Genomic DNA, 19,267 nt, shown 5'->3' with positions numbered 1-19,267 from the left:
GCCCGACATGACGCGAACGTAAGCCATGCTCTATTTCGAAGATCTGCAAGCCGGACAGCGCTTCCTCAGCCCCAGCCACACGCTGAGCGAGGACGAGATCGTCCGCTACGCCCGCCAGTTCGACCCCCAGCCCTTCCATACCGACCCGCAAGCGGCCGAACACAGCTTCTTCAACGGCCTGGCCGCCAGCGGCTGGCACACCAGCAGCCTGTCGATGCGGCTGGTGACCGAGTCCGAACTGGGCCAGGCGGCCAACGGGCTGATCGGCATGCAGATAGACAATATGCGCTGGCCGCGGCCGACCCGGCCCGGCGACACGCTGCAGGTGGAAGTGGAAATACTGGACTTGCGCCGCTCCGGCAGCCAGCCCGGCTTCGGCGTGGTCAAGGTTCGCTGGACCACCCGGAATCAGCGCGGCGAAACCGCGATGCAGCTGGAGTCGGCGCTCTGGCTGCAATGCCGCCTCCCGCTGCCAGGCGACACTCTGCCGCCGGCCGAATCCAAGAACATTCCGACTTAGAACCTGTTCAAAGTCTCGCGAGCAAGAGCGAGACAAGGCGAAAACGAGTGAAAAAGCGGAATGTACAAGTGGTACATGAGCATGTTGAGCTTGTTTTCAACGCCGTATCGCAGAAGCTCTGCAGACTTTGAACAGGTTCTTAGCGCAGCCAACCAAGACCCTGGCGCCGAATAGCGCCGACGTCCGGCCATCCGGCGGCAAAGATCAGATGAAAGAAAAATCGCGAATATCCCGCGGGAAGATTATTTGCCGACTCCATCCGCCATATCGGGAAAGTAGCGCTGGAAGATCGCGCGGTATTCTCCGGTCTGCTTGAACTGGCGCAGCGCTTTTGAAAATGCGGCAACAGTTTTCTGATTAACGGACTGCTTGCTGAAAATGAGATATAGCGCATCCTCCTTCAGCACTGCGCCCGGCAGCGCCGCGATCTGCTCTCCTCCGGGAATGCGAAAACGCTCCCGAGCGCCGTTAGCCTGGCTGGCCACGACGTAATCGACCCGCCCAGCCAGCAGCTTGCGGAAGTTGGCGTCATCGTCCACGGACTCTTCATAATTGCCGCTGCTCTTCACCGCGTTCCAAAACGCCGGCGAAACCGCCGCCCCCCGAACCACGCCCACCAGACGGCCTTTCAAATCCGCCAAAGAATGGAAAGCCAAGCGGTTCAGATTGTCGCGCCGCACGAACAGCACCCAGCGATCCAAGGCCAGCGGCTCATCCGGGTAATAGCAATGCGCGGCCCGCTCAGCATTGCGGAACGCCGAAAACAAGCCGTCGTTCTGCCCTGAAAACGCCATGCTCTGCGCCCGCGCCCATGGATACTGGTGAATTTCCACCGGCTGCCCCATCGCCTCGAACACGCGCCTGATCACTTCGACGCTGAAACCCGGCGCTTGGGACTCGTTCACCGTCTCGTAAGGCGACCACTCATCAGTGCCCAATTGCAAAGGCACGGGGGCCGACCATGCCGCGCCGATCATGCCGATCGCAGCACCTAATAACCACATCCCTGTACGCGACATGACACTCTCCAGGCATAAAACCAATGCGACTCGCCAAGGAGGATGCCAGTCCGCCACGCGATGTCGTGTTTCATCATAGTTCGCCTCTCAAAACACGCTTTCATCGCCGGAAAAAAATGGCCCCGCGGCTAAAAACCGCGGGGCCGGACACTCTGCCGCCTAAACTGCCGCCTGGACTCAGCGGTAAACCTGGATCATCTCCACGTCGCGCAATGCGGACAGCGTTGTGCCGCCGGCGTAGCTGACCGACGATTGCAGGTCTTCCTGCAATTCGCGCAGCAGCTTGCCTATGCTGCCCTTGTACTCGACCAGGATCTTCTTGCCCTCGACATTGACGTAGGCGCCCTTGTTGAACTGCGAGGCGCTGCCGAAGTATTCCTTGTAGTGCTTGCCGCCGATCTCGACGATGTCGCCGGCCGATTCGTCGTAGCCGGCGAACAGCGAGCCGGCCATCACCATCGCCGCGCCGCAGACCAGCGCCTTGGCGATGTCGCCGTGCTCGACGATGCCGCCGTCGGCGATCACCGGCACCGTGACCGCGGAGACGCAGTCGCGCACGGTGGAGATCATCGGGCGGTGGAAACCGGTCTTGTTCTTGGTGATGCAGACGCGGCCGCCGGCGATGCCGGCCTTGATCGCGTCGCAGCCCCAGGCCTCCAGGTCGCGCGCGGCTTCGGCGGTGGCGACGTTGCCGCCGATCAGGAAGGTGGCCGGGAAGTGCTGCTTGATGTGCTTGATCATGCGCTCCGCCTTCACGCACCAGGCGTTGGCGATGTCCAGCGTCATGTATTCGGGGGTGAGGCCGGCCGCCTTCAGCGCGTCCAGCTGCTCGTAGGTGTCGTCGTTGACGCCGACGCTGATCGACGCGAACAGGCCCTTGTCCTGCATGTCGCGGGTGAAGGCCACCGCGTCGACGTTGAAGCGGTGCATCGTGTAGAACCAGCCCTGGCGGGCGAAGAACTCGCAGCCCTCGGCCGACACCACCGACTTCATATTCGACGGATAGACCGGCATCGCAAAGCGGCGCGGGCCGAACTGGACCGAGGTGTCGCACTCCTTGCGGCTGTCCACGACGGTTTTCTTCGGCACCAGGTATACGTCGCCGTAGTTGAGTTCGGTCTTGATCATGCGTGTGCTCCCACAAAACGGGTTGGAATAAAAAAACAGGGGCCCCAAACAAAGACGGGAGCCCTGTCGGCTCCCATTTGCAGCTACCCCTGCGACGCCTGTGGTCGGCTCGCACGCAGTTACGAAACAAAGCTACGCCTGTTGTTTCTCGACGTCAAGAGTTTGAACGTAAAAATTTTTACTTGTCGCACCACGCCCGCGGGTCCTCGCCCAACCAGCGCAGGATCGGCTGCCAGGCCTCGCGGTCGCGCGCGGTGCGCGAATCGGGCAGGTCGAACAGCGACATGCCTGCCGCCGCCGCCTGCACGTAAAGCTGGGTATCTCGCAGCCAGCCTAGCACCGGCACGTCGTGCCGCGCCAGGAACTGCTCCAGCTCCCGCGCCGAGCGCGTGCGCGGGTCCACCCGCATCCCCACCACCGCCATGAAGGCCTTCTGCTTGCGTATCGCCTTTTCCTCCAGCATCTGCTCGAAAAAGGCCTCGCCGGCCCAGATGTCGAACGGCGACGGCTGTATCGGCACGATGACATGGCCGACCTGGGACAGCAGCGCGGCCAGCTTCTTGCCGCGCAGGCCGGCCGGGCTGTCCAGCACCACCACCTCGGTGCCGCGCGGCGGACGCTTGGGCTGGTCCGGCTCCACCTCCCAGCCGGCGATGCCGGGCAAGGCGGCGTCGCGCCGCGCCAGCCAGTTCAACGCGGTCTGCTGACGATCGACGTCGCCCAGCATCACCTTGCTGCCGCCGGCTGCGAAATAGGCCGCCAGATTGGTGGCCAGCGTCGATTTGCCGCTGCCTCCCTTGGGATTCGCTATCAGTACCGACCGCACCTCTTCCTCCCCCCTTGCCGTGACCCGCCCACTATACCAGAGCGATACCGGCCCGCGGCCGCCGATGACGGCCGCGACTCGACAGCGGGCCGCCGCGACCGCACAATCGGATGCAATCGGCCACGCGCCATGAACCAGGAGAAGCAATGCCCCGCAGTTTCGACGCGCTGCTGTTCGATATGGACGGCCTGATGCTGGACACCGAACGCATTTCCAACGAAACCTGGCGCCGCGCAGGCGCCGAGCTCGGAATCGAGATACGGGAGGAGATGCTGCTGGCGATGGTCGGCATGTCGATGGCCCGCTGCGTGCGCTTCGTCGCCGACTATCTCGGCGACGCGCGTCAGGCCGACCAGCTGCAGCAGGGCTCGCACCGCCATTACTCGCACATGCTGCAACACGAGGAGATACCGCTGAAGACCGGCATCGTCGAGCTGCTGGAGTGGGCTCGCGCCGAGGGCATCCCGCGCGCGGTGGCCACGTCGACCCGGCGCCAGATCGCCGACTTGAAGCTCGCCCGCAGCGGATTGGGGGCCTTTTTCGAGATCAGCACCGCCGGCGACGAGGTCGAGCACACCAAGCCGGCGCCGGACGTCTACCTGGACGTCGCGGCCAAGCTGGGCGTCGCCCCCGGCCGCTGCCTGGTGCTGGAGGACTCCAGCTTCGGCCTGCAGGCCGGCGTGGCCGCCGGCGCCCGGGTCATCATGGTGCCGGACCTGCTCGTCCCCAGCGCCGAGGACCGCGCCGCCGCGCTGGCGGTATGCGGCGACCTGCGCCAGGCGCTGGCGCTGATACGCTCGCTGTAGCTCACCCCAGGCCGCGGATGCGGGCGATCAATTCGTCCAGCACGTCCTCGGCCTGATCGTGCCCCACCTGGCAGGTGCCCGCCCCGTCGTGCCCGCCGCCGCCGTATTGCAGCATCAGCGCGCCGATATTGCAGTGGGAGCTGCGGTTGACGATGGACTTGCCGACCGCCAGCACGGTGTTCTGCCGGTTCAAGCCCCACATCACATGGATGGAGACGCTGCATTCCGGGAACAAGGCGTACACCATGAAGCGGTTGGTCGGATGTATCGTCTCCTCGCGCAGCAAGTTCAGCACCACCACATTGCCGTGGGCGCGCGCGCAGCGCAGGATCTGCGCCTTGGCCTCGGTCTCGTGCTCGCGGTACAGCGCCACCCTCTCCTGCACGTCCGGCAGTTGCAGGATCTCGTCTATCGAGTGGTTGCGGCAGTAGCCGATCAGATCCATCATCAGCTGGAAGTTGCTGACGCTGAACTCGCGGAAGCGCCCGAGGCCGGTGCGCGCGTCCATCAGGTAGTTCAGCAGCACCCAGCCTTTGGGATTGAGGATCTCCTCTATGCTGAACTGCGCCGAATCGGCCTTGTCGACCGCCTCCATCATCTCGTCGCTGATGCCGGGAAACGCCTTCTTGCCGCCATAGTGGTTGTACACCACCCGCGCCGCCGACGGCGCGCGCGGATCGATGACGTAGTTGTCGGCATCGGTGGCGTTGCGCAGCGTCTCCGACAGGTGGTGGTCGAACACCAGATGGGCCTTGGCCACATACGGCAGATTGGTCGTGATGTCGCCGCCGCCGATATCGACCTTGCCGTCCTGCATGTCCTTCGGATGGGCGAACTTCACCTCGTCGATCAGGTTCAGCTCATTGAGCAGCACCGCGCACACCAGGCCGTCGAAATCGCTGCGCGTCACCAAGCGATACTTTTTCTGCGTCATCTGCTTGCCTCCGATTACACCCGCGTTGTCTCAGTCGTCCGGCTTCGCCTCCAGCGCGCCGGCCATCCGGTCGGCCAGCTCGGCCAGCCTCGCCTGCCATTCGTCGTCCGGCAACTCGACGCCGAGCCAGACCCGTTCGGCGTAACGCTGCCCGCCCACCGTCAGCCCCAGCTCGCGGCAGGCATGCCGCAACCGGGCCTCGTCGGCGAAGGCCACCGCCAGCTGCATCCGGCGCATCCGCCGCACCGGCAGCAGCCTCGCCTCGGCCAGCGCGGCGTTGACAGCTTGAGTGTAGGCCCTGACCAGGCCGCCCGCACCCAGTTTGATGCCGCCGAAATAACGCACCACCACCGCCAGCACATTGGTGATCCGCTTATGCTGCAACACGTTGTACATCGGCTTCGCGGCGGTACCCGACGGCTCGCCGTCGTCGTCCAGCATGGAATCGCCATCGCACAGCAGCACCGCGCAGTAATGGCGCGCGTCCGGCCAGCGCGCGCGGATGGCGGCCAGCTCCCGCAACGCCTGCTCGCGGCTTGCCGCCGGCAGCAGCACGCCGATGAAGCGGCTCTTGCGGATTTCCACCTCGGCGACGGCTCTTGCTTCCAGTTCGAACATTTTTGCGTCTTGCTGTTTGAAACGGGCCGGCATTGTAACGCCGGGCCGGTCTGTTGTCCGCGCGTTTACCGTCTAGACTGGAAACGTGAATCCGAGTGGAAGGACGGTCGCCATGAAAATCCTGCTGCTGACGGCGGTGCCGGTCGTGGTCGCCCTGTGGTTCTACATCCGCAAGTTCTGGCTGGACAGCGAGGACGCCATCCACCTGTCCCATCACCTGCCGGATCGCGACCACGTCTGAACGCCTGCCCACGGTCCGGCTGCGAGCGTTTCGGAGCCGTTTCCCCACGGAAATCGCGCAAACAGGCTTCGGGTCCGCTCAACGCGTTGTCATCGACGGCGATTAGCCGGACAATGCCCTTCATGGCCATTGAACGGAAACTCGCATGTCGCAAGCCCTGATCTTCTGGTTCGGCTGCGCGCTGGTCGCGTTGATCGCCGAATTCATGTCCGGCACCTTCTACCTGCTGGTGATCGCCGTGGCGATGGCCTGCGGCGGCATGGCCGCCTGGCTGGACGCGCCTCCGGCGCTGCAATGGCTGATCGCCAGCGTCTGCGGCGTGGCCGGCGTGCTGCTGATCCGCCAGCGGCGACGCCGCCATCCGCCCGCGGCGGCGCGGCCGCAGGACGACCCCGACTGGGGACGGCCGGTCGCCATCGTCGCGCTGACCTCGCCCGGCCGCGCCCGCGTCCACTACCGCGGCGCCGAGTGGGACGCGCTGCTGCTCGATCCGGCGCTGGACGCCGGCGCCACAGGCTATATCGCCGGCCGCGAAGGCAATCTGTTCAAGATCTCGTCTCAACAACCGGAATGAATCCATGGAAATCGCCCTGATCCTGTTCGTGGCCGTCGTCGTCTTCATCTTCAAATCGCTGGCGGTGGTGCCGCAGCAGCACGCCTATATCGTAGAGCGGCTGGGCCGCTACCACGCGACGCTGACGCCCGGCCTCAACATCATCACGCCGTTCATCGACCGCATCGCCTACAAACACAGCCTGAAGGAGATTCCGCTCGACGTGCCGAGCCAGATCTGCATCACCCGCGACAACACCCAGCTGAAGGTGGACGGCATCCTCTACTTCCAGGTGACCGACGCCAAGCTGGCCTCCTACGGCACCAGCAACTACATCGTCGCCATCACCCAGCTGTCGCAGACCACGCTGCGCTCGGTCATCGGCAAGCTGGAGCTGGACAAGACCTTCGAGGAGCGCGACGACATCAACCGCAGCGTCGTGGCCTCGCTGGACGAGGCGGCGATCAACTGGGGCGTCAAGGTGCTGCGCTACGAGATCAAGGACCTGGTGCCGCCGCAGGACATCCTGCACGCGATGCAGGCGCAGATCACCGCCGAGCGGGAGAAGCGCGCCCGCATCGCCCAGTCCGAGGGCGTGAAGGTGGAGCAGATCAACCTGGCCACCGGCGCGCGCGAGGCGGCGATCCAGAAATCGCAGGGCGAGATGCAGGCGACGATCAACAATTCCGAGGGCAGCAAGCAGGCCGCGATCAATCAGGCGATGGGCGAGGCCGAGGCGATACGCCTGGTGGCCGACGCAACAGCCGACGCGATCAACCGCGTCGCCGGCGCGGTCCGCACCGACGGCGGCGTCGAGGCCGTCAATCTGAAAGTGGCCGAGCAATACATCGCCGCCTTCGGCAAATTGGCCAAGGAAAACAATACCATCATCATGCCGAGCAATGTCGCCGACGTCGGCGGCCTGGTCGCCAGCGCGCTCAGCGTCATCAAACAAACTAACCGTTAATCGGCCTGGGAGGCCCGGCGCGGCTTGAATCTGGCCGCGCCTGCCCCCATAATCACCCGCATGAAATTTTTTACCGACCTCCTCCCCGTCCTGCTGTTCTTCGGCGCCTACTGGCTGACGCGCAATATGTTCGTCGCCACCGGCGTCGCCATCGCCGCCACCGTGCTGATGGTCGGCTGGGCCTGGCTCAAGCACCGCAAGGTGGACACGATGCAATGGATCAGCCTCGGGCTGATCGTGGTGCTCGGCGGCGCGACGCTGCTGCTGCACGACAAGCACTTCATCATGTGGAAACCGACGGTGCTGTACTGGGTGATGGGCGTCGGCCTGCTGATCAGCGAGTTCGCCGGCAAGAACGGCCTGCGGATGATGATGGGCAAGCAGATCGAGATGCCCGATCCGGTGTGGCGCAAGCTGACCTGGATCTGGAGCGGCTTCTTCGCCTTCATGGGCGCGTTGAACCTGTTCGTCGCCTACCACTTCAGCGAGGACGTCTGGGTCAACTTCAAGCTGTTCGGCGGCATGGGGCTGATGCTGGTCTTCGTGATCGCGCAGAGCCTGTTCCTGGGCAAATACATCGAGGAAAAGAAATGATGCTGTACGCCGTCATGGCCCAGGACGCGCCCGGCACGCTGGACAAGCGCCTGGCCGTCCGCCCCGATCACCTGGCCCGCCTGCAGGCGCTGCAGGACGCCGGCCGCCTGAAGCTGGCCGGTCCGTTTCCGGCGATAGACAGCGTCGACCCCGGCCCGGCCGGCTTCTCCGGCAGCCTGATCGTCGCCGAGTTCGCCTCGCTGGACGACGCCCGCGCCTGGGCCGACGCCGACCCCTACCGCGCCGCCGGCGTCTACGCCTCGGTCGAGGTCAAGCCTTTCCGCCAGGTGTTCCCGGCATGAGCGATACCGTGCAACTGCTGGAAACGGCGCTGCGGCAGCTCGCGCCGGAACACCTGGACATTCAGGACGACAGCGCCCTGCACGCCGGACATGCCGGCGCCAAGGGCGGTGGCGGCCACTACACGCTGACGATAGTCAGCAGCCGTTTCGCCGGTCTGGGCCGCGTGCAGCGCCACCGGCTGATCTATCAAACGCTGGGCGAACTGATGGCCGGTCGCGTGCACGCGCTCGCCATCCGCGCGCTCACCCCAGAAGAGCTGTGAATTCTGCAAAGGGCTAACATGAAACATTCCCGCATCGCCGCGCTGTTGCTGGCTGCCTCGATCAGCCTGCCGGCCGCCGCCGAATCGGTGGCCGTCGTCAACGGCGTCGCCATCGACAAATCCGAACTCGACAACGCCGTCGCCAATGTGGTGCAGAGCAGCGGCGGCAAGCAGCAGGACACGCCCGAACTGCGCGAACAGCTGAAGACTTCGCTGATCAACCGCCAGGTGATCCTGCAGGAAGCGTCGCGCCGCGGCCTCGACAAGCAGCCGGCCTTCGTCAAGCGCATGGACGAGGTGCGCGCCGAACTGCTGCGCGACGCGCTGTTCGCCGACATCGCCGACAAGGCCGCCATCGGCGACGCCCAGATCAAGGCCCGCTACGACCAGCTCGCCGCCCAGTTCGCCGGCACCAAGGACATCCACGCCTACCAGATCACGCTGGCCAGCCAAGCCGACGCCGAGAAGGTCATCGCCCAGCTGAAGAAGGGCGGCAAGTTCGAGGATCTGGCCAAGACCCGCTCGGTCGATCCGAACGCCAAGCAGACCGGCGGCGACATGGGCTGGGGCAATATGGCCCGCATGGACCCGGCTCTGGCCACGGCGCTGAAGGCCATCCCGAAGGGCCAGATCAGCAGCAAGCCCTACCAGTCGTCGTACGGCTGGCACGTGTTCAAGGTTGCCGATGTGCGCGACGCCCAGGTGCCTCCGCTGGAGCAATTGAAGCCGCAGCTCGGCCGCCAGTTGCAGGAAGAGGCGATCGCCAAGGCCGTCGAAGATCTGCGCGCCAAGAGCAAGATCCAGTAATCCACCCCATCCCGATCCAGGAATAAAACATAATGCGTAAAATCCTGCTGCAAACCGCCCTCGTCGCCGCTTTCGCCGGCAGCGCCATCGCCGTAGCCGGCCCGACCATCAACGGCCAGCAGATCACCGACGCCCGCATCGACGCCGTCGCCAAGATGATGGAAGCCCAGGGCCAGAACGTCACGCCGCAGGCCCGCGACCAGATCAAGGACCAGCTGGTCACCGCCGAAGTGCTGCGCCAGGAAGCGGTGAAAAAGGGGCTGGACAAGTCTCCGGAATTCACCGCCGAGCTGCAGAACATGCAGGCGATGGCGCTGGCCAACCGCCTGGTCAAGGATTTCGAGAAGGCCAACCCGGTCAGCGACGCCGACCTGAAGGCCGAATACGACAAGCTGGTCGCCTCGGTGCCGGAAACCAAGCAGTACCACGCCCGCCACATCCTGGTGAAGAGCGAGACCGAGGCCAAGTCGGTGATCGACGCGCTGAAGAAGGGCAAGTCCTTCGACAAGCTGGCCAAGGAAAAGTCGCAGGATCCGGGCAGCAAGGCCAATGGCGGCGACCTGGGCTGGCAGGAGGCCGGCACCTTCGTCGCGCCGTTCTCCGAGGCGATGAGCAAGCTCGCCAAGGGCGAAGTGACCGCGAAGCCGGTGAAGACCGAATACGGCTGGCATGTGATCAAGCTGGACGACGTGCGCACCCAGCGCAACGTGCCGCAGCTCGATGAAATCCGTCCGCAGCTGACCCAGCGCGTGATGGGTTCCCGCATCGAGAAGTACGTCGCCGATCTGAAGGCCAAGGCCCAGATCCAGCAGTAAACGCGACCGACGGCGCGACGGGGACGGCTTGCCGTCCCCGTTTTGCTTGACAGCGCCCCCCGCCGCGCTTACCTTCGCGCACATCCGCACGCAGGCCCGCCCTGCCCTTGTCAGCGCTGCCGCCGGCAGCCCCATACGGAAACGCCAGGACTGGCCGCTCCCTCACAGGAAATTCATATGACCATCACCGTCAACGGCGTTGAAATCAGCGAAGACATGATCGCCTCCCAGCTGGACCACTACGCGGACACGCCCAGCCCGCGCGACACCGCGGTCCAGCAACTGATCCTGCACACGCTGCTGGTTCAGCAGGCCAAGGCCGAAGGCATAGAAGCCGCCGACGAGCAACAGGCCATCCAGACCCTGCTGGACGGCAAGCTGCAGGTCGAGCCTATCGACGAGGCCGGCTGCCGCGACTTCTACGAGCGCTATCCGGACCGCTTCGTCGGCGGCGACAGCGCCGTCGCCAGCCACATCCTGCTGCCCAAGGGCGAGGGCCTGGAAGCCAGCCTGATCAAGGCCAAGGCCGAAGGCATCCTGGCTGAAGTCCAGGCCAACCCGTCGCGCTTCTCCGCGCTGGCGCAGGAACATTCGACCTGCCCGTCCGGCAAGCAGGGCGGCAGCCTCGGCCAGTTCGGCCGCGGCCAGATGGTTCCGGAATTCGAGCAGGCGGTGTTCGGCACCGAGGCCGGCCAGATCACCCCGCACCTGGTTGAAACCCAGTTCGGCTACCACATCATCCAGGTGGATCAGCGCGTCGAAGGCGGCAAGATCGGCTTCGACGAGATCAAGGACCGCCTGCAGCAGTACCTGACCGACCTGGCGTTCAACCAGGCGATGCACGAGTACCTGAACAGCCTGGTGTCGGCCGCCCAGATCAGCGGCTACCAGATGACCGCCGCCTAAGAGGCGGCCATCCGGTCCCGCCCTACCAAGCCGTCCGCGTCGCGCGGACGGCTTTTTTCTTGCCAGCCTGCGCGGCGACAGGCAACTGATGCAGGCTGGCGGCTACCGGCTTGGAGAAGTTGTAGCCGTCGTGGCGGTCCCAGTTGATCGACCAGCTCATCACGCCGCGGAAGCCCGGGTAGGCCTGCGCCGGCTTGACCGCGCCGCAGCCCTGCAGCGCGGTCAGGCAAGTCAGCGCCTTGGCCACGGTGTCGGCGGTGACGAAGCCGGAATTGGCCGAACTGCGCCCGGACGGCACGCCGAAGGCCACCTGGTCCGGCCTGAGGCCCTTGAAACTGCCGGAGGCGCCGTTGGCGATCGGGAAGCCCTCGATCAGCATCTTGCTGCCGCCGACCAGCATATCGGTCGACCCCTCGGCCAGCGCGCCGTTGGAGTAAGGCGTGTACAGGCCGCCGTTGTTGTAGTACTGGACGTGGATCACCGAAAGATCGTCGCGCAGGCCGTCGATGATGGGCAGGTAGGCGCCCCAGTTGCCGCCGTAGGCGACGAAGCCGCCCTGCACATACGGATGCTCCGGCGCCATCGACAGGTAGAAATTCGGCCCGACCTTGGCTTTCAGCTGCTTGACCGCGCTGACCAGATTACTGACCACCGGCGCGCCGACGACGATGCCGCTGCCGCTCTCCAGGTCCAGGTCTATGCCGTCGAAACCATATTGGCTGATGATGCCGTACAGGCTGTTGACGAAGTTCTGCACCTGGGTGGCGTTGTTCAGCGTCACCGAACCGTTCTGCCCGCCCAGCGACAGCACCACCTTCTTGCCCTTGGCCTGCTGCGCGCGGATGTCCTGGATGAACTGCGCGGCGCTGCCTGCGCCCGGATCCAGCGTGAAGCTGACGTTGCCGTTGCCGGCGTCGTCGGCGAAGGCCACGACGATCACGTCCCAGTCGGCGCTGACCTGGGCCAGCGGGAAGGCGCTGCCGCTGGGATTGGCGAAATTGTGCCAGTAGCCGACCAGCGCGTGCTTGGCGAACGGCACGGTGTTTCCCGGCGGGCCGGGCGGCGTCGGAGGATTCGGCGGGCTCGGCGGCACAGGATCGCCGCCGGAGCAGCTGCCGCCCGGCGTCCACAGCGTCGGCGAGGCCGCCGGGTTCCAGTTGGCGCCGACATAGGCGGTATGCGCCACCAGGGCGGTGTAGTTGGCGTTGTTGTAGCTGACCACGTCGCCGGCCTTGTAGCTCGTGCCCTCGGCCCAGCCCGGGCAGGCGGCCTGCGCCGCGCCGCAACACGCCAAGAACAGCGCCATCGCCAGCATGCCCCTTCCCTTACGTATCGCCCTCTGCATCGTCGACGCTCCTATTCCGGTTAATTGGTATCAGATTGGTATTTCATAGTATGACTTTGGCGTTTTCTTTCAAGACATAAATACCAAATAAATACCAATGGGATGGGTAACGTCTATTTAGCGGATCTATGAACACGGAGAACACCAACAATCCATTGGCATTTTTGCTGGCGGGACATAATATCCACTTCCATTTCACTGTGTCCGCATGCCATGTCCCGATTCCATCCCGTCCGCGCCGCGGCGGCCGCGCTGCTCGCGGCCTCGGTTTCCGCTTCCGCCGCCGGCTTCGACCGCTCCGCCTGGCTGCAGGACTACCGCCTGCTGAAACAGGAACTGGAAAAACGCTATTCCCACCTGGCCTGGATGGCGTCGCCGCGCAGCGGCGTCGATCTACCTCGGCTGGATCGCGAGACGCGAAGCGCGCTCTCCCGCGCCCGCGGCGACGCCGAGGCGCGCCAGGCCCTGCTCGATTTCCAGCGCGGCTTTCACGACGGCCACTTTTCCCCGCTCCCGCCGGCCGAGAAACAAGCGTCTCCCCGCCACGAACCTCCGCCGCGCCCCGCTTCCCGCGACGACGCCATCAGCGGCTGCGCGGCCGAAGGCTATGTCCCGCGCAATCGCATCGCCTTCTCGCTGCCCTTCGAAACGCTGGCCGGCATCCGGCTGAGCGCTGACGGGCTGGCCCGGCCGATGCGCAGCGGCATCGCCGATCTGGGAGCGGCCGGCAAGCTCGCCCTGCTGCGCCTTCCCTCGTTCAACCCGAAGGACTATCCGCAGGCATGCCTGAACGCCTGGGCCTCGGCGCTGACGCCGGACGGCCGACTCGATGCCGACCGGCTGTACACCCAGACCATGCGGGCCTGGTACCGCGAAACCGCCGAACGGATGCGCGAGCTCAGGGCCGCCGGCGCCCGGGCGCTGGTGATAGACATCGGCGACAATCCCGGCGGCAACGACAGCGGCGACGCGATGTCCAGGCTGCTCGGCGCCGGTCCAGTACGCTCCGAACCCCTGTGGCTGGCGCAGAGCCCGCAAGGCGAGGCCTATCTGCGGCAATGGCTGGCGGACCTGGACGCCAATCTGCCGGCCGACGCGACGCCGGCGGACAGGGCCGCGCTGCGCCCCTTTGCCGACGATTTCCGCGACAAGCTCTCGCGGTTGCGGGCGGAACCGGTACCGGACATGGGCTGGGTATGGCGCGAGCAACGCCGCTTCGATCCCGCCGCGCGACACAGCCGGCTGATCCAGGCCGGCTATGCCTCCGGCGCGGTGGCCGAACTGGAGGCCGGCCGCTATTCGCGCGTCGTCGCCGAGACGCTGTTCTGGCCGGCGCTCACCTTCGGCAGCCAGGCCGCCTGGGACGGTCCGGTCTACCTGTTGACCGACGGCCAGACGTATTCGGCCGCGGAGATGTTCGCCGCCGTCAGCCAGGACAACCGCCTGGCCAAAACGGTGGGCTCGCGCACCGGCGGCGACGGCTGCGGCTTCATGAACAAGATCACGCCGCTGACGCTGCCCCATTCCGGCATGCGCTTTCGCATCCCCGATTGCGCGAGGCTGCGGGCCGACGGCGGCGACGAGGTCGCCGGCGTCGCGCCGGACCTGCCGGTCGCCATCTCGCCGGGGGAAAGCCGGCGGGCGCTGGCGCGGAAAACGCTGGACGCCGTCGCCGCCGATCTGGCGTCCTTGCGCTGAGCCGGCCTCTGCTATCCCGAATGCGTCATCCGCCGCCGCGGAGAGAGGCATGGCCCCTGGCCGCGAGCCAAGCTGGGAACGGAGAACTGGACGCCGGAGCTGGGTTCGGCCTGGCTTGACACCTTCCGGCGGATGGCGGCGGCGATGAAGCAGGCCGCCCACCCCGAGTGCCGCCCGGCGGACGACGCCGGACGCCAGGTCTCGGCGAAAGAAAAAACGCCGCCCCGGATGGGACGGCGTTGTCGATGGACAAGATCGGATCAGCGGCAACCGTCCGGCGTGCAGAACAGCGCGTCGCCGTCGCCGGCCGCCGGCTGGGGCAGCCTCTGGGACAGCGCGGCGGCCAGTTCGGCCGGCTTGCCCAGCCAGCCGGACAGCTCCAGCCGTTCCAGCTTGCCGTCCTGCTCCAGCACCGCCGACGGAAAGCCGCGCAAACCCAGCCTGGCCATCTGCCGGCGCGTGTCGTCGATGTGGCGCTCGGCCTCGGTCCGGGCTTCGCGCCAGGCCGGTTCGAAGCGCTCGGCGGCGATGCCCAGCTCGGCGGCCAGCTCCGCCAGCACAGCGAACTCAGCGATGCGGCGCCCCTCCAGATAATGGGCGCGCTGTATCCGGGCCAGCATCGCCAGCGGATCGGCCCCGAGTCGGGCGGCGGCCAGCACGGCGGCGATGGGCGGATCGGACGCCAGCGGCGCGCCGACGTCGTTCAGCAGACCATCGTAGTAGGCGTCGCCGAAAGGCTGGCCGCTCATCTGGGCGATGCGCTTGTCGTGCGGCATCACGTAGGACCGCCATTCCGGCGTGACGGTGCGTCCCTCCGCCTCGTCCAGCATGCCGCCGGCGTGCATCTCCAAGTCCAGCCCCGGCAGCGCGGCCGCCGCCTGCAACAGCGGGGAGGCGCCGTAGCACCAGCCGCACAGCGGGTCGTAGAAATAATGCAGTTTCATGCCCGTTACCACTTCATCTCGCCCTTGCGGACCTTGGCGCCCAATTCCAGCGTGGAGACTTCCGCCGCGTTCGGATAAGCCTGCTTCATCGCCTCGATCAGCGCGGCGCTGTCGCGGGTTTCGGCGTTCTTGGCCTCGAAGGTCTTCAGGTAGTCGCGGGTGAAGCGTATCGTCGACACGTCCATCTTGTCGCCGGCGATCATATGGCCCGGCACCACCGTTTCCGGCTTCAGCGCTTCCATGTCGTCCAGTTGCTTGAACCAGGCCTTGCGCTCGGCGTCGGTCTGGGTGTCGGCGGTCCACACATGCATGCCGGAGTAGACGCCGACGTTGCCTACGATGGCGCGGATCGACGGAATCCACATATAGCTGCGATGGCCCAGGATGCCGTGGCTGTCCTTGATTTCCAGCTTCTTGCCTTCCAGCGTGATGGTATCGGTCTTCAAGGCGGTCGGCAACAGCGGCTTGGCCTGCGGCGCGTTGGCGCCCATCTTCGGCCCCCAGAAGGCCACCTTGCCCTTCACATTGCCCTTGATGTGGGCCAGGGTCTCGGGCGCGGCCACCAGCTCGGCCTTCGGGAAGATCTGCTTCAGCACCGAGGCGCCGAAGTAGTAGTCCGGATCGGCCTGGCTGACGTAGATGGTCTTCAGGTTCTTGCCGCTGTCCAGCACCCTGGCGGCGATGCGGTAGGCGTCGGCACGGGTGAAGCCGGTGTCGATCAGCACGGCGTCCTTGTCGCCGGTGACCAGTACCGAGGAAACGTTGAAGCTGTTGCCGTCGGCATTGTAGACCGACAGTTTCAGGTCGCCGGCGTGGGCGAAACCGGCGGCGGCGAGAGCGGCGGCGATCAGGGTTTGACGGATCATGAGTGACTCCTTGGGTCTAATGCCGGCGCCCGCCGGCGGTTTGCACTGCGTTTCAGTGAAGATGAGCACACTATAAGCTCATGAATCGAACCAATAAATACGATAAACTGCACATTATTGTTTCAAAAATCGAGCATATCAATGGACAGGCTGACCGCGATGCAGGTATTCGCCGAGGTGGCGCAGCTGGGCAGTTTCACCGCCGCCGGCGACAAGCTGGACATGTCGCGCCCGATGGTCACCCGCTACGTCGACGAACTGGAGCAATGGCTGGGCGCTCGGCTGCTGCAGCGCTCCACCCGCAAGGTCACGCTGACCGACGCCGGCCTGGCCTGCCTCTCGCGCTGCCAGCAGATGCTGGAGCTGGCGGCCGAGGTGCGCGCCGACGCCAGCCAGCGCGACGGACAGGTAAGGGGCCTGCTCAGGGTGGCGGCCAGCACCTCCTTCGGCCTCGCGGTACTGGGCGGCGCCATCGCCGAGTTCGGCGAGCTGCATCCCCTGCTGCGCGTGGACCTGCAATTGGGCGACCGCGCCGTCAACCTGATTGAAGAAAGAATAGACCTCGCGATCCGAATCACCAACGAGCCCGATCCCGGCCTGGTCGGCAGGCGGCTGTGCGACTGCCTGTCGCTGCTGGTGGCCTCGCCGTCCTACCTGGCCCGCCACGGCACGCCTCGGGAGCCGCAGGACCTGGAGAGCCACCGCTGCCTCAGCTACAGCAACTTCGGCCGCAGCGAATGGCGGCTGCGGCGCGGCCAGCAGGAATCGCGGGTGCGGGTGGCCGGCAATATCAGCGCCAACGAGGCCAGCGCGCTGCTCAGCGCCGCGCTGGCCGGCGCCGGCGTCAGCCTGCAACCCAGCTATCTGGCCGCGCCGTACGTGCGCCGCGGCGAGCTGGTGGCGCTGCTGCCCGAGTGGCAGCCGGCCGTGCTCGGCATTCATGCGCTCTACCCGTCGCGCCGCTTGCTGCCGCTGGCGCTGCGCAGCCTGCTGGATTTCCTCGTGGAGAAGTTCGGCGGCCCGCAAGCGCCGTGGGACCGGACCTAGGCCCCGCCCCGGACCTCGTCGGCCGCGACCGATTCGAGTGGCCGGCAGCGCCTGCCCCGTCCGCGCAGGTTTTCGCGCGGGCAATCCCCGTTAGGATCGATCCGATTTGAATTGACGCCGCCTCCTTCCGCTCCCCGGAGGAAATAGACTGCCGAAACAGTCTGCCGTGGACGGATTGCAAAAAATCCGCGCGTTCCCCGGGGAGCTTCCCCATGGCCGATCGGATACGACCATGCGGCCCGCCCGGGGCCACGGAATCGGGATATGGCCGCCGGCGACTCGACCGGGAAGTGGCCGATTTTCTTTCACCGGAGAATTTCGATGGCAACGTTTGAAGAAACGAAGGCGGCGTTCGACAAGGCGATGAAGGACAATAACGACAGGTATCTGGCCTGGAATGGCCTGGGATATTTCTTGTCTTTGACGCTCAGCGAGATCGAATCGGCGCAGGAGCACCCCGAAAAGCGGACCGAATGGATGGAGAAGGCCCGTCTCGATTTCGAAAGCGCTCAAAAAGAGCGCAAGAACCTGCCCGCGGAGGCCCAGACCGTGAATCAGGCCATGCAGTCCGTCGCAACCGTGCTGCGGCAGGAGTTCAGCGCCGCCGCCTTCGAGACCGCGTCCAAGGATTTGATGGCGATGAACCACGACAAGGACAAGCTGGGCGAGCTCGAGCATGATCTTGTCGGATTCGAGCAAGGCCTCGCCAGGAAAGACAAGGCCTTGGCCGAAGGTCTGCTCGCGCTGGCCAAGGTGCAATTCAATCTGCTGTCGGAATCCGCACGCACGCTGGCCACGCCGCTGCTCGGCCTGGCGGAACGGCTGCTCGCCGCGATATAGGCCGAGGCCATCCACAAGATTGTCAGGGAAGCCGGCTCGCCGCCGCCGGCGGGTGGACGCGGACGCCGGGTCTTGCCGCACGGCGATTGCCCGCCGCCGCCAGATCGCCTAAGCTCAGCTACATGAGTGCTTCGGTATCCGCCGAAGACGTGACAACCCTGACAAGACGTGGAATCAAGCCGATGTGCCAGCTGCTGGGCATGAATTGCAACACCCCTACCGACATCCTGTTTTCCTTCGAGGGCTTCCACCGCCGCGGCGGCCTGACCGACCATCATGCCGACGGCTGGGGCATCGCCTTCTTCGAGGGCAAGGGCTGCCGTGTGTTTCTCGACGACAAGCCCTCGGTGGAATCGCCGGTGGCCGATCTGGTCAGGCGCTATCCGATCAAGTCGGAAAACGTCATCGCCCATATCCGCAAGGCCACCCAGGGCGAAGTCAATCTGGCCAACACCCATCCGTTCATGCGGGAGATGTGGGGCCAGTACTGGATCTTCGCCCACAACGGCAACCTGGAGAAATTCGCGCCGGCGACCGGCCAGTATTTCCGTCCGGTGGGCAGCACCGACTCCGAGCTGGCCTTCTGCCACCTGATGGAGAGGCTGCGCGCCAAGTGGTCCGAGCCGCCGGAGCTGGAGGCGCTGTTCGACGAGGTGGCGCGGCTGGCCGCCGAGATCAGCGCCAACGGCGTCTTCAACTTCATGCTGAGCAACGGCGAGTGGCTGTTCGTCCATTGCTCCACCCATCTCCACTACATCATCCGCCGCTCGCCGTTCAACACGGCCCATCTGGTCGACGACGACGTCAGCGTCGATTTCGCCACCGTCACCACGCCCCGCGACCAGGTGGCGATGGTGGCCACCCAGCCGCTGACCGACAACGAAAGCTGGACCGCGCTGGCGCCCGGCGAGCTGCTGCTGTTCCGCGACGGCGCGCCGCTGCTGGGCAAGCAGGCCGGCCGAGCACAGCCGCAACATCTGTAAACATCTCCCCGACGCCAGCCCTTCCGGCTGGCACGCCTCTTGCTGACATTGATACAGCCAAGCCATTGTTCCTGCTGAAAAAAACGCCAAAATCGCCCCCAGGGGCCGGGATGGCGGAAACGGAGGACGGCAAGGCGGCAACAATTGCCGGCAGATCGGCTCCAAGGCGGTGAACGCCTGCCGCTGCCAGGGACACGAGCGGATCCGTGCAAGCTCTGGCCTGAAAACCCGTTCTCAAGGAGAGG

Annotated in this window: 23 protein-coding genes; 15 read left to right on the top strand and 8 right to left on the bottom strand. The window is 65.6% G+C overall.

All coding sequences use genetic code 11. The annotated features are described in order from the left end of the window. Nucleotides 1–25: 25 nt before the first annotated feature. Nucleotides 26–520, top strand: coding sequence for a MaoC family dehydratase (locus WNM05_RS09785; protein WP_434634572.1), 495 nt, complete (start codon nt 26–28; stop codon nt 518–520). Nucleotides 521–762: 242 nt separating this feature from the next. Here the strand turns inward: WNM05_RS09785 and WNM05_RS09780 are convergent, their stop codons facing one another. The 3 genes from WNM05_RS09780 to WNM05_RS09770 form a co-directional block, all read right to left on the bottom strand. Beyond that, nucleotides 763–1,539, bottom strand: a complete 777-nt coding sequence (locus WNM05_RS09780) for a substrate-binding periplasmic protein (RefSeq protein WP_434634569.1) — start codon at nt 1,537–1,539, stop codon at nt 763–765. A gap of 177 nt (nt 1,540–1,716) precedes the next feature. Next, on the bottom strand, nt 1,717–2,667 hold the full coding sequence (locus WNM05_RS09775; RefSeq protein ID WP_434634568.1) for a GMP reductase: 951 nt from the start codon (nt 2,665–2,667) through the stop codon (nt 1,717–1,719). A 178-nt stretch (nt 2,668–2,845) separates the two neighbouring features. After that, nucleotides 2,846–3,493 carry an AAA family ATPase gene (locus tag WNM05_RS09770; RefSeq protein WP_434634567.1) on the bottom strand — a complete coding sequence of 216 codons (648 nt, stop codon included), beginning with the start codon at nt 3,491–3,493 and terminating at the stop codon, nt 2,846–2,848. Nucleotides 3,494–3,639: 146 nt separating this feature from the next. Between WNM05_RS09770 and WNM05_RS09765 the strand changes: the two genes are divergently transcribed. Next, nucleotides 3,640–4,299 (top strand): HAD family hydrolase, encoded by a 660-nt coding sequence (locus WNM05_RS09765; protein ID WP_434634564.1) that lies wholly within the window; start codon nt 3,640–3,642, stop codon nt 4,297–4,299. Between the two features lies 1 nt (nt 4,300). Here WNM05_RS09765 and WNM05_RS09760 read toward each other — a convergent pair whose 3' ends face one another. Further along, nucleotides 4,301–5,233 carry an exopolyphosphatase gene (locus WNM05_RS09760; RefSeq protein WP_434634561.1) on the bottom strand — a complete coding sequence of 311 codons (933 nt, stop codon included), beginning with the start codon at nt 5,231–5,233 and terminating at the stop codon, nt 4,301–4,303. Between the two features lie 30 nt (nt 5,234–5,263). Then, nucleotides 5,264–5,851 (bottom strand): IMPACT family protein, encoded by a 588-nt coding sequence (locus WNM05_RS09755; protein ID WP_434634559.1) that lies wholly within the window; start codon nt 5,849–5,851, stop codon nt 5,264–5,266. A gap of 112 nt (nt 5,852–5,963) precedes the next feature. Here WNM05_RS09755 and WNM05_RS09750 point away from each other — a divergent pair, with 112 nt between their 5' ends. From WNM05_RS09750 to WNM05_RS09710, 9 genes are all read left to right on the top strand, one after another. Then, nucleotides 5,964–6,092 carry a hypothetical protein gene (locus WNM05_RS09750; protein ID WP_434634557.1) on the top strand — a complete coding sequence of 43 codons (129 nt, stop codon included), beginning with the start codon at nt 5,964–5,966 and terminating at the stop codon, nt 6,090–6,092. Nucleotides 6,093–6,237: 145 nt separating this feature from the next. Next, complete coding sequence (locus WNM05_RS09745) at nt 6,238–6,666, top strand: NfeD family protein (RefSeq protein WP_434634554.1); 429 nt, start codon at nt 6,238–6,240, stop codon at nt 6,664–6,666. A gap of 4 nt (nt 6,667–6,670) precedes the next feature. Beyond that, the gene (locus WNM05_RS09740) at nt 6,671–7,612 is read left to right on the top strand and encodes an SPFH domain-containing protein (protein ID WP_434634551.1); all 942 of its coding nucleotides are present in this window, start codon (nt 6,671–6,673) and stop codon (nt 7,610–7,612) included. 60 nt (nt 7,613–7,672) lie between these two features. Beyond that, nucleotides 7,673–8,206: a septation protein A gene (locus tag WNM05_RS09735; RefSeq protein ID WP_434634548.1), complete on the top strand. Its 534-nt coding sequence runs from the start codon at nt 7,673–7,675 to the stop codon at nt 8,204–8,206. Further along, nucleotides 8,206–8,508 carry a YciI family protein gene (locus tag WNM05_RS09730; protein ID WP_434635138.1) on the top strand — a complete coding sequence of 101 codons (303 nt, stop codon included), beginning with the start codon at nt 8,206–8,208 and terminating at the stop codon, nt 8,506–8,508. The genes WNM05_RS09735 and WNM05_RS09730 overlap by 1 nt, the downstream gene beginning before the upstream one ends. Then, nucleotides 8,505–8,771, top strand: a complete 267-nt coding sequence (locus WNM05_RS09725) for a BolA family protein (protein ID WP_434634545.1) — start codon at nt 8,505–8,507, stop codon at nt 8,769–8,771. Before WNM05_RS09730 ends, WNM05_RS09725 begins: the two co-directional genes overlap by 4 nt. Nucleotides 8,772–8,789: 18 nt before the next feature. Further along, nucleotides 8,790–9,578, top strand: coding sequence for a peptidylprolyl isomerase (locus WNM05_RS09720; RefSeq protein WP_434634542.1), 789 nt, complete (start codon nt 8,790–8,792; stop codon nt 9,576–9,578). A gap of 32 nt (nt 9,579–9,610) precedes the next feature. Further along, complete coding sequence (locus WNM05_RS09715; RefSeq protein ID WP_434634540.1) at nt 9,611–10,393, top strand: peptidylprolyl isomerase; 783 nt, start codon at nt 9,611–9,613, stop codon at nt 10,391–10,393. Between the two features lie 177 nt (nt 10,394–10,570). Further along, complete coding sequence (locus tag WNM05_RS09710; RefSeq protein ID WP_434634538.1) at nt 10,571–11,299, top strand: peptidylprolyl isomerase; 729 nt, start codon at nt 10,571–10,573, stop codon at nt 11,297–11,299. A gap of 22 nt (nt 11,300–11,321) precedes the next feature. Here WNM05_RS09710 and WNM05_RS09705 read toward each other — a convergent pair whose 3' ends face one another. Beyond that, nucleotides 11,322–12,644 (bottom strand): chitinase, encoded by a 1,323-nt coding sequence (locus WNM05_RS09705; RefSeq protein WP_434634535.1) that lies wholly within the window; start codon nt 12,642–12,644, stop codon nt 11,322–11,324. A 213-nt stretch (nt 12,645–12,857) separates the two neighbouring features. On the opposite strand from WNM05_RS09705, the gene WNM05_RS09700 reads away from it, so the two are divergent. Beyond that, complete coding sequence (locus WNM05_RS09700; protein ID WP_434634534.1) at nt 12,858–14,342, top strand: S41 family peptidase; 1,485 nt, start codon at nt 12,858–12,860, stop codon at nt 14,340–14,342. A 260-nt stretch (nt 14,343–14,602) separates the two neighbouring features. Here WNM05_RS09700 and WNM05_RS09695 read toward each other — a convergent pair whose 3' ends face one another. Together WNM05_RS09695 and WNM05_RS09690 are read right to left on the bottom strand one after the other, a co-directional pair. Further along, nucleotides 14,603–15,286 carry a DsbA family protein gene (locus WNM05_RS09695; RefSeq protein WP_434634531.1) on the bottom strand — a complete coding sequence of 228 codons (684 nt, stop codon included), beginning with the start codon at nt 15,284–15,286 and terminating at the stop codon, nt 14,603–14,605. Nucleotides 15,287–15,291: 5 nt separating this feature from the next. Beyond that, nucleotides 15,292–16,152: an MBL fold metallo-hydrolase gene (locus WNM05_RS09690; protein ID WP_434634529.1), complete on the bottom strand. Its 861-nt coding sequence runs from the start codon at nt 16,150–16,152 to the stop codon at nt 15,292–15,294. Between the two features lie 141 nt (nt 16,153–16,293). On the opposite strand from WNM05_RS09690, the gene WNM05_RS09685 reads away from it, so the two are divergent. From WNM05_RS09685 to WNM05_RS09675, 3 genes are all read left to right on the top strand, one after another. Beyond that, nucleotides 16,294–17,199, top strand: coding sequence for a LysR family transcriptional regulator (locus tag WNM05_RS09685; RefSeq protein WP_434634527.1), 906 nt, complete (start codon nt 16,294–16,296; stop codon nt 17,197–17,199). A gap of 321 nt (nt 17,200–17,520) precedes the next feature. Further along, nucleotides 17,521–18,039: a hypothetical protein gene (locus WNM05_RS09680; protein WP_434634526.1), complete on the top strand. Its 519-nt coding sequence runs from the start codon at nt 17,521–17,523 to the stop codon at nt 18,037–18,039. A 182-nt stretch (nt 18,040–18,221) separates the two neighbouring features. Further along, on the top strand, nt 18,222–19,022 hold the full coding sequence (locus WNM05_RS09675; protein ID WP_434634524.1) for a class II glutamine amidotransferase: 801 nt from the start codon (nt 18,222–18,224) through the stop codon (nt 19,020–19,022). Nucleotides 19,023–19,267 lie beyond the last annotated feature (245 nt).

The organism is Chromobacterium sp. CV08 (assembly GCF_051129845.1).
GTDB lineage: Bacteria > Pseudomonadota > Gammaproteobacteria > Burkholderiales > Chromobacteriaceae > Chromobacterium.
The sequence above is the reverse complement of the archived record's forward strand: the minus strand, read 5'-3'. Positions and strand labels throughout refer to the sequence as shown.